At 36.4% G+C, this 10,114-nt stretch carries 5 protein-coding genes; 4 read left to right on the top strand and 1 reads right to left on the bottom strand.

The genetic code is table 11. The annotated features are described in order from the left end of the window. Nucleotides 1-646: 646 nt before the first annotated feature. Nucleotides 647-2,974 carry a vitamin B12-dependent ribonucleotide reductase gene (locus E1171_RS15360; protein ID WP_155206929.1) on the top strand — a complete coding sequence of 776 codons (2,328 nt, stop codon included), beginning with the start codon at nt 647-649 and terminating at the stop codon, nt 2,972-2,974. An 80-nt stretch (nt 2,975-3,054) separates the two neighbouring features. Here the strand turns inward: E1171_RS15360 and E1171_RS15365 are convergent, their stop codons facing one another. Continuing rightward, entirely contained in the window at nt 3,055-5,268 is a 2,214-nt protein-coding gene (locus E1171_RS15365; protein WP_155206930.1) for a T9SS type B sorting domain-containing protein, read from the bottom strand. Nucleotides 5,269-5,425: 157 nt separating this feature from the next. Here E1171_RS15365 and rlmD point away from each other — a divergent pair, with 157 nt between their 5' ends. The 3 genes from rlmD to E1171_RS15380 form a co-directional block, all read left to right on the top strand. Next, on the top strand, nt 5,426-6,832 hold the full coding sequence (gene rlmD / locus E1171_RS15370; RefSeq protein ID WP_187696482.1) for a 23S rRNA (uracil(1939)-C(5))-methyltransferase RlmD: 1,407 nt from the start codon (nt 5,426-5,428) through the stop codon (nt 6,830-6,832). Between the two features lie 203 nt (nt 6,833-7,035). After that, complete coding sequence (locus tag E1171_RS15375) at nt 7,036-8,193, top strand: helix-turn-helix domain-containing protein (RefSeq protein ID WP_155206931.1); 1,158 nt, start codon at nt 7,036-7,038, stop codon at nt 8,191-8,193. 87 nt (nt 8,194-8,280) lie between these two features. Beyond that, the coding region (locus E1171_RS15380; RefSeq protein ID WP_155206932.1) for a serine hydrolase domain-containing protein at nt 8,281-10,114 on the top strand (1,834 nt) is incomplete at its 3' end.

Raw genomic sequence — 10,114 nt, forward strand, 5'->3', positions numbered from 1 at the left:
TACCGATTGAAATAAAAGAAACTATATTATTACCTATTAATACAATAGTTTAATCTTAATAATAAACCTTTCCACAGGATTCCACTTCATCGCCTAAATGAAGCTCTGAAACAAAGAAGTCATCTAAATTGAAGCAAATAAATAGAGCACCCTTATGGCATCCTGTAGGAAAGGTGTTTTTTTAATATTTGATCTCATATCCTATATCCACCACCTCAAAGCCTTATTCATTTCCCGTAAAAGGTAAGAAAATCTTTTATATCGTACAACTTCTTTATCATTCTTAAGCCCCACAATTCTTCATTTAATCTCGATTCCTCACTTTTTCTTCCAAAATCTTAATTCCTGAAAAACCCTCTTTTCAAACCCTGAGTTGATAATTGTTGTTCTATGGAGTAGTTAAATACTCTTTTATCCTTTATAAAAAGTGCCTAACTAATTTTTTATATAAAAAGCAAAAAATCCATTTGGAAACCCCAATAATAACTTTTCATCAACTAAATAGAAATTCGTAGATGAAAACGCAAAGTAGTTCAGGGTTTAAAAAGGCATTTACAACAAACAGAAAAATTTAGACATGCTCTTAATTTATCTAGTATAAAAGAATAGGAATGCAGCTATTCATTCAGTTTGACAATCCCATAATATGAAAACATCTACTAGGAGCCAAAAATCATCCAAAGGACTATCCTTCTATCGTTTCAATACCAAAGAGGGAATAAGTCCTTTTAATCAATTTTCCTATAAACGAATTAAAACTGAAGGGTTTGAAATTGAAGAAAAGACTGACAATAGACCAACTGAGGTGGAGGTACCGGCTACATGGTCCTCTCTGGCTACCCAAATATTAGTCGAGAAATATTTCCGAAAAAGTGGAGTACCCTATGAAGAAGAAAAATTTGTAGGTGAAAATTCTGTTAAGCAACTGGTTCATCGATTAGCTCATTGTTGGAAAGAATGGGGTGAAAAATATGGTTATTTTGCTTCCTCCAACGATGCGAATGTTTTTTATGACGAGCTAGTATTTTCAATGTTAGCTCAACAAGGAGCCCCTAACTCCCCTCAATGGTTCAATACCGGTTTATTTTCCTCCTATGGATTAAAAGGAAAGCCTCAAGGTCATTACTATGTAGATCCACATACAGAGGAAATTAAACCTTCCTCTTCCGCTTATGAACGCCCCCAAGTCCATGCATGTTTTATTTTACCGGTAAAAGATGAATTGGTGAATGAGGGGGGAATTATGGACTTATGGCTAAAAGAAGCCCGAATTTTTAAATATGGCTCCGGAGTAGGCACTAACTTCTCAAAAATCAGAGCAAAAAATGAAGAACTTTCTTGTGGGGGTTACTCTTCCGGACTGATGTCTTTTCTTGAAGTCGGAGACAAGGCAGCAGGAGTCATTAAATCGGGTGGTACCACAAGAAGAGCAGCAAAAATGGTAGTGGTAGATTTGGACCATCCTGAAATTGAAGATTTTATTCTGTGGAAGGCAAGGGAAGAAAAAAAAGCCGAAACACTGATTATGGCAGGATACTCTGAAGGGTTCGAAGGAGAGGCTTACCAGACAGTGTCAGGGCAAAATTCAAATAATTCTGTTCGAATTCCAGATGACTTTTTTAAAGTCTTAAAAGAAAAGGGAGTTTGGAAGCTGAGAGCACGGACCAGTGGGCAAGTAGTCAAGGAAATCCCAGCAGAACAGCTATGGGATTCAATTGCCTCTGCAGCCTGGAGTAGTGGGGATCCAGGAGTTCAATTCGATACCACCATAAATAATTGGCATACTTGCCCTAAAGGGGGAAGGATAAATGCCTCAAACCCTTGCTCAGAATATATGTTTTTGGATAATTCGGCATGTAATTTAGCATCAATCAATTTGGTAAAGTTTTGGGATCAGGAAAAACAAGAATTTAACACAGAAGCCTTTGAATATGCTTGTAGACTTTGGACTGTAGTACTGGAAATTAGTGTATTAATGGCTCAATTTCCCTCAAAGGAAATTGCAAAACTTTCTTACGAATACCGGACTTTAGGTTTAGGTTATGCCAATTTAGGAGGATTATTAATGCGATCTGCCATTCCTTATGACAGTGAAAGAGGTAGAGCCTGGGCTTCCGGAATAAGTAGCTTAATGACAGGTATTGCCTACTCCACCTCTGCAGAATTAGCTTCCCTTTTTAGTCCATTTAAGAAATATGAAGAAAATAAAAAAGATATGCTGCAGGTTCTACATAACCATCAAGTGGCTATTGACTCTTCTGTAAATAATTTTGAAGGATTAAAAAAGAAGCCACCTACCATATCCTTTTCAAATTGTCCAAAAAATATCTTAAATGCTGCCCGACTGCAATGGAAAAAAGCCCTAGAATTAGGAAACCATTTTGGTTTTAGAAATGCACAAGTTAGTGTAATTGCACCCACCGGAACAATCGGCTTGTTAATGGATTGTGATACTACCGGTATTGAGCCTGATTATGCCCTAATGAAGTTTAAGAGCTTGGTAGGTGGAGACAAAGTAAAAATCGTCAATCAAGCCGTGGAAGATGCTTTGAAGACCTTGGGCTATAATCCTGAGCAAATAAAAAGTATTTTGGATCATATCTCAAAAACTATGACTATTGAGGGAGCTCCACATCTTAATGAAAAAGATCTACCTATCTTTGACTGCGCCAATCGCTGTGGCCCAACCGGGAAACGATTTTTAAATCCTCTAAGTCATGTAAAAATGATGGCTGCAGTACAACCCTTCATTTCGGGAGCAATTTCCAAAACCGTAAACCTCCCTCAGGAAGCCTCAAAAGAAGAAATAAAGAAAGTGTACTTTGAAGCCTGGAAATTGGGGCTAAAAGCCTGTGCCATATATCGGGATAAGAGTAAACTCTCACAACCGCTATCCGGAGAAATGATTTTTTCCGAAGCCGCTTGTTCTGCAGGAATGTGTGGCAGTATGTTAACAATATCCGCAACTGAATAGCAGATGAATTGAATTTCTATGGGTTTTCAGAGTTTATACAAAAAGACACCCACAAATTACTACTCATTATTATGAATTTTTTAATAAAGAATGTTTACAACACCTTTATACACTGCTTCCGTATATTCAATTCGCAAATAATAAACTCCACTAGAAAACCCTCCCCCATCCCATTTAAAATCCCTGGCATTTGAAGCATACACCTCTCTCCCCCATCGATTGTAAATTTGTATTCCCAAAAATTGATTTTGACAATTATCTTTGGGTAAGTTTTCTATAAAATAGTAATCCCCAATTCCATCCCCGTTAGGGGTAAAAGCATTTGCTGGCAAAAAGTTGTCAAAATCAGAAAAAATATCTTTCACAGTAACCCTTAAACTTACCGTATCACCTTTACTATAGCTACAATGACGATCGGCAACCACAAAGGTGAAATCATAAGAAGCTTCTTCGCCATTTTCCCCTAAATGTGAACAATTAGGACTCCATACCACATCAGATTCCACCTCCCCTCTTCCTTCTTTAGGTACAAATGAAAACCCTTCTGCCACATTATCATCCAATTGAGGCTCCCATTTGAGCTCGATCAAGTCAATATCTTCATCTGTACCTAAAAGGCCAAAAGATAGGGTTTCTCCCACCAATAATTCCAGAGAACTGGTACTCAGATTGGTAATTTCCATAACAGGAGGTTCATTTTCAGGTGGTAGTACATTTACCTTTAATTCAAAGGTATCATAATTATTAGCTACGCATTTGGCATCATCTTCCACGGTAAAATAGAAAATAAATTCATCCTTAACGTCCAAATCAATTTTTTCACAATTTAATTCCCACCGAAAGGAAGACTCAACTTTCTCATACCCCTCAACGGGAGTAAAGTCAATGCCGTAGTCAGAAGGAGAAAAATTGGTTCCCATACTTAATCTTATTAAGTCATTAGGATCTAAGTCTTCACCCCATAGTTCAAAAGCCAAAACTTCTCCCAAATAAACATCCACCTCAGCTTTTCCCAAAGAAGAGTTAATGTTTGGAGCATTGTTAAAGGCCGATTCTATCTTTAAATTTAATTTTAACGTATCCGATAAAGGTAAACTACAGGCATCATCTCGGGCAATAAATTCAATTTCCATTTCCTCAGGCAAATCGTTACAATCCGTTACACACCATTCGGTTTTTAAGGAATCTTCTGCAGTTTTTAGGTATTCTTCAACTTTACCTGAAAAACCTACCTTTGAGGGATCAAAATTTAGTGCGTTTGTAATGAGACTTACATTTTCACCCCCATCAGGATCCGTAACTATGGCTTGAAGGCAATAATCTTGATCCCGTCTTAAGATTAGTGTTGTCCCATCTTCCAAAAAATCACCACTATCCAAATCTTTTATTTGCACTCTTGGAGGCTCACCGGGATCTGGGCAATTAATCACCAAAAGCTGAAAATCACGGCGAACCTCTCCAATCTTAATTCCATTACGAAACTCCTCACATTTTACCCCAAATACATACAAACCCTGAAATTCAGGTTGAACGGTCAAAAAACCCTCCCCACTAATTTCCAAAGAGGGGTTTCCAGGAATAACTTTATCTTCTACCCAATCTGCCCAAGTAACTTCTTCATGAGGAGCTGGCTGTGGAACTGGAATAGCTTCAAGAGTGGAGCTAGTAAGTGGAGTCACCAAAGAATAATGTAAAGAGTCATCATCCATATCTGTTCCTCCAAAATCAAAATAAAATTTACGTCCCACACAGGCATAATCGCGAAGAGGTGGAAATAGTATTGGAGAAGAATTAATAAAGGGGTTGTTATCTTTTACAACAGGGGGAAATTCCAAATAAAAAGTTTGCCCCACCGTATTATCTGCAGGACGATAGACATTGTCAATCACATTATTTCGGCAACATCTTTCATATACAACATAATACCCCTGGGGATCATTATACACCTCTTGTGACAAATAAATTTCGGCAGAGTAAATAAGTTTACGGGTTTTTAATAAATCATCATCGGTACAATCAATATTAGTGTAAGGAACATTTTCTGAGGAACTTCTGTAAAGGGTAACTTGTGAAATATACTTATTTTCTTTCTTATCAAATATATAGGCTATTGCATCTGGGTCATCATTGGGTAATCCAGAATTAATATCATCTACATATTGTATAAGGTTTAAGCGATATTTTTGACCATCCAAGTGAATTAATTCAAATTCTCCACCAACAATGTGCGTTCCCAATAAAGAAGCAGGGATAAACAACCAAAAGAAAAGGAAGGAATAAATTGACTTTTTCATGAACCCAATTAATCAATAAAGTGGTCGGTTAAAGAAGATAATAGAAGAAGGAACTTTTTGATTTTTAGTATTTTACTATAATTTTTAATGAAAAGAAAGTTTTTATCCTTGTCAATTTCCTTCTTCTGCCAACTTCTCTTTATTTTTGCGCCTGATTATGAGCAGAAAGAAGAAAAATATAGTAATTGAGAAGCTTCCTATTGAAAGTGTGGCAGCGGAAGGAAAATGTGTCGCCCGTCATGAAAATAAGGTGGTATTTGTAGAAGGTGTAGCACCCGGTGATGTGGTAGATGTTCGGGTAAAAAGAAAAAAGAAAAGCTTTTTAGAGGCTTACCCCATTCATTTTCATGAATATTCCAAACTTCGGGTTCAGCCCTTTTGTAAACATTTTGGGACTTGTGGGGGATGCAAATGGCAACATCTAACTTATGAGCAACAATTGCATTACAAACAACAGCAGGTAACGGACAATCTACAGAGAATTGCCAAAGTGGAATTACCAGAGATCAGTCCTATTATGGGCTCTCAGCAAACCACTTACTACCGAAATAAACTTGAATTTACCTTTTCTAATAAACGCTGGATTACTCAAGAAGAAATTAATTCAGCTGAAGAACTTGATCGGGATGCGCTTGGATTTCATATTCCAGGTCGATTTGATAAAATTCTTGCCATTGATCATTGTTACCTTCAACCGGAACCTTCTAATGAAATCCGCTTAGCAGTGGACCAATATGCAAAAGCTAATCAATTAACTTATTTTGATCTGGTCGAGCAGGAAGGTTTATTGCGCAACCTCATCATAAGAACGGCCAATACAGGCCAGGTGATGGTAATTTTGCAGTTCTATTACGATTCTAAAGAAGAAATTGAAGGGCTGTTAAAATATCTACAAGAAAAATTCCCGCAGATCACATCTTTGCAGTATGTTATTAATCCAAAGGGAAATGAAACCTTTCACGATCTGGAAGTTAAAACCTACTCAGGAGAACCTTATATCACTGAAGAGATGGAAGGACTAAAATTTCGTGTGGGGCCAAAATCCTTTTATCAAACCAATGCGCAACAAGCCTACGACCTTTACAAAGTGACTCGTGATTTGGCCGGCCTGAAAGGTCATGAAATTGTCTATGATCTGTACACCGGAACAGGAACTATCGCCAACTTTGTAGCAAAAGGAGCCAAAGAAGTAATTGGAATGGAGTATGTGGCTGCAGCCATTGAGGATGCTAAAATTAATTCCCAAATTAACTCCATTGAAAATACCCGCTTTTACGCTGGTGATATTAAGGACCTTCTGGATGATGGATTTATGAGTACACACCCTCATCCTGATGTGGTAATCACTGACCCTCCAAGAGCTGGAATGCACGCTGATGTGATAAAAATGCTCCTGAAGGTAGCTCCAAAGCGTATTGTCTACGTAAGCTGTAACCCGGCAACACAGGCACGTGATCTGGCTCTTTTAGATGAAAAATACAGTGTAAAAGCTGTTCAACCAGTAGATATGTTCCCACACACCTACCATGTGGAAAACGTAGTCATGCTGGAGTTGAAAAGTTAGATGGGAGGTTTGATAGGAAATTTCTTATAAAAACTAGGAAAAAGCTTCTTAAAAACACATTTAAGAAGCTTTTTTATTTCCAATTGTTTCCTATCGTTTCCTGCCATTTCTCATTGTGTCTCATCCAAAAACCTAATTTCTTAGTATATTTTTGTCCGCGGACAAAAATTTCGAACGGCTTCAAATACTATAAATTGAAACAAATGACAATACCCAAAGAATTTGCTGACGCAGTCTTACTACTCGGAATAGGTGCGGTATTGTTTTCAATACTCATATTAAGTTCAAAAAAGGAATCAAGTTCATCAAATCGAGTTGCACTTGTTATTCTTTTGTTTGGATGTATTCGTTTCATCGGTATTTTGATGAGGTCAACAGTGCATCTTCATGGAATTCCAGTATACCTTTTTTTCGATATTAAGCTATTTTTTGTGGACGGAATTCTTATTTATTGGTTTTCCAGTACACTTCTTGATAAAAATTTCAATTGGAGGTTTATGTGGCCGCACCTTCTCCCAATTCCATTTATTATGATTACTGCGGTTTATCCACTTTTTACAATACCACTCCATGAATTAAACAAACTTTATTTCAGTCATGCCTTTGCTCAGGAATCTAACGCCTACGAAACTAATTATATCCAAAATACCCTGATTTCTATTATTGTATTTCATAATGGCTTCTACCTCTTTTTAAGCTTTAAAAAACTCAAACAATACAGATCAGTAATTAAAAATCAGTTCTCAAGCCTATCAAAAATTAATTTGAATTGGCTTTTAAAATTACTTATTACCTGGTTTTGTTTGCTCTGGATCCCACTTGCGATTATGAGTTTTTCATTAATCGATCATTCTTTTGACTACCTGGGCATAAGAAACCTATTTGTAATATGTATAGTATCCATCACTATTTACTTTGGCTATCATGCCACATTACAAAAATATCAACTGGTTGAATCTGGCGATATAAAAAATAATAACAAGGCAAAGAAGTCATTTAAAGAAAATGAGGAAGAGCAGTTGGAGGGATTAGCATCTACTTTCAGAGTATTAGAATCATACATGACGGAATATAAACCTTTCCTTGACCCGGAGCTATCTTTAGGGGAACTGGCAAAACGTGTGAATATTAAGCCTCACCTTCTTTCTATGGTTATCAATAGGAAGTTCGAAAGTAACTTCTTTGATTTCATTAATCAATACAGGATAAAAGAAGTTTGTAAAGAATTAAAAAGCACTAGTGACCCGATAATGATTATCGCATATCGCTGCGGTTTTAATTCCAAATCTACCTTTAATGCTGTTTTTAAAAAGTTTACGAACATGACACCTACAGCCTTCAGAAAGCAAAAAAGTCACTAAATATTTGGTCTGACCTTATAAACTCGGACTTTTGAATTACTTATCCGAATTAAATTTGCTACCTAAGTTTAATGCAAGAACCATAAAATGAGAAAACTCAAAACTTGTCTAATATTTATACTATTGACAATAGCTCAGTTAGTAATTGCAAAAGAGAATAAGGAAAACTCTAATGATATACCTGAGCTTCAAACCAAAATCGAGCAAATATTAAAAAACAGAAAAATCCCTGCCATAGGAATTGCCCTATTAATGCCTGATGGTCAAGAATGGGTTACCTCCATTGGATATAAGAGTTTAGAAGATAGTATAGCTGCCAATGAAAACACAATGTTCCGAATTGGCTCAACTGCAAAAATGTTTGTTTCTCTTGCTATTCTAAAATTGCAAGATGAAGGAAAAATCAACCTTAATGACAAAATAAGGAAACATATTCCTGAAATCTCTTTTCAAAACAAATGGGAAAAAACTGATCCGGTAATCATTGCACACTTATTAGAACACACTACAGGTTGGGATGATCTTCATGGCATTGAATACACGCATAACCAAAGTGATCCGATCTCATTAAAAAATGCGTTAGACCTCCACCCTCACTCCAGAACATCACGGTGGGTTCCTGGTACCAGAGTAGCTTATAGCAATTCAGGACCGGCAGTTGCAGCATACATAGTTGAAAAAATCACTAACATGCCCTTTGAAAAATATGTTCAGGAAAATTTTTTCAAACCCTTAAATATGACAACTGCCACTTACTTCAATTCTGAGGTATACAAAAAGCATGGTGCTTCACTTTATGTAAATAATGTAAAACAGGACTATTGGAACTTAATAATGCGGCCAAGCGGGGCAATCAATGCTTCACCTGTAGACATGATAAATATGCTTAAGTTTTTCACATTAAGAACAGATAGTACAAATATCATCAGCCCTGAAGCTTTTAAGAGAATGGAAACAGCTATGACAAGCACTGGGGCAAAAACAGGCTTAGAAATGGGATATGGTCTCTCCAATTACATCAAAAACAATGGCCTTATACTTTTCAGAGGACATGACGGGGAAGTATTCGGTGGCCAGACTGATTTCAGTTATTCAAAAGAGCATCAAATGGGATACGCCATTATGATTAACAATGACAATGGTATCGCTTTGAAGCGGATTGGGAATGAAATAAAGAAATTTCTTAGTAAAAAAGTTCATAAAAAAACGTTGAAATATTCTCTTAAAACACCAACCATAAACGAAGGGTATTATGTCCCAATCAGTCCACCGAGAAATTGGGCTCAGTTTCTATTAAATATCGGACAAATTCACGATTTGCGTATTGAAAATGACACGATTAATTTCGGTCCCATCATTCAAAAAATAGGTAGAATGCAAAAGTTCATTTTTGATGGCAAAGGAATAAAAGCATTAAAACAGGATAAAATCGCCCTGATTGAATCAAATGATCCTCTGGAAGGGAAAATCATTCAAACAGGCCTTTCTTTTGGAACAGGCCAAACATTCAAACCCATCTCAGGAATGCTGGTCTTTACGCGCTTACTATTAACAATTTCATGGGTAAATTTAACTATAATAACCATCTTCATTGCTCTCATATGGATCATTAAGCTGTTGTTAAGGCGGTTAAACCCAGATCAAATAAGAATACGAATTTGGAGCATTTCACCTAGTATTATAATGGTGATACATATATTATGCTGGGTCGCAATAAAAAAGCAAAGTATCGAAACGCTTGGGTCAATCAATACCTATACAATCTCAATAATGATCTCCGGCATCCTGTTTGCATTGAGTGTGGTTTTAAGCGGGATAATAGTTTACATTGATTTTAAAAAAATCAATCATTCAAAATTCCTTTGTTTCTATCTTTTGACCCTATATATTTTTAATTCAATCATTACAATTTATCTGTTTT

It is taken from the genome of Xanthovirga aplysinae (assembly GCF_009711365.1).
Classification (GTDB): Bacteria; Bacteroidota; Bacteroidia; order Cytophagales; family Cyclobacteriaceae; genus Xanthovirga; species Xanthovirga aplysinae.

What these genes read in the sequence shown, in the direction of transcription:
- E1171_RS15365 (WP_155206930.1), bottom strand. Translation starts at nt 5,268, where the DNA reads ATGAAAAAGTCAATTTATTCCTTCCTTTTCTTTTGGTTGTTTATCCCT.
- rlmD (WP_187696482.1), top strand. Translation starts at nt 5,426, where the DNA reads ATGAGCAGAAAGAAGAAAAATATAGTAATTGAGAAGCTTCCTATTGAA.
- E1171_RS15360 (WP_155206929.1), top strand. Translation starts at nt 647, where the DNA reads ATGAAAACATCTACTAGGAGCCAAAAATCATCCAAAGGACTATCCTTC.
- E1171_RS15375 (WP_155206931.1), top strand. Translation starts at nt 7,036, where the DNA reads ATGACAATACCCAAAGAATTTGCTGACGCAGTCTTACTACTCGGAATA.